The organism is Streptomyces sp. AC627_RSS907, assembly GCF_019049165.1.
The window spans coordinates 1-585 of the sequence record NZ_JAGMUE010000686.1; the positions used below are offsets into that span (position 1 = coordinate 1).

Consider the following 585-nt stretch of genomic DNA (forward strand, 5'->3'; position numbering starts at 1 on the left):
GGTGGTCATCACTTGCCCTTCACTCGGATGATCAGTGAGCCGATCTCGTCCACGCTCACGTCGTACCCGGGCGGTACGACGCTGGTGGCGGTGGCCTCGACGATGACCGCCGGCCCCTCGAAGCGGTGCCCCGCCCGCAGGTCGTCGCGGTGTACGACGACGGACTCGGTCTCCCGGCCGCCGAAGACGACCGGGCGGGTGCGGTGCGGGAAGTTCGGCCCGTCCGCCTTCTCCAGCGGCTCGGGCTCGGCGCGACCGAGGTCGCCGAGGGCGGTGCCGCGCAGGGTGACGAACTCGATCGGCGCCCCGGGGTTGGCGTGCCCGTAGCGGCTGTGGTGCATCGCGGCGAAGCGCTCGGCCATCACCGCCCTGAAGTCCTCCCGCCGGGGCTCGGCCGCGTCGGTGAGCGGCACGGTGAGGGTGTACTCCTGTGCGGCGTAGCGGATGTCCACGGCGTGCTGGACGGTGCGCTGGTCCGCGACGACGCCCTCAGCCGCCAGCGAGGCCAGGCCCTCCTCCTCCATGGCGGCGAGCCTGGCGGCCATGTCGCCGCCGTCCAGGTCCTCGTCGAGGAAGAAGTACGGC

General features: G+C 72.6%; 1 pseudogene. It reads right to left on the reverse strand.

What is annotated here, in order from left to right:
• Nucleotides 1-8: 8 nt before the first annotated feature.
• Nucleotides 9-585 (reverse strand): annotated as a pseudogene (locus tag KUM32_RS37800) (hydantoinase/oxoprolinase family protein); the annotation flags it as partial.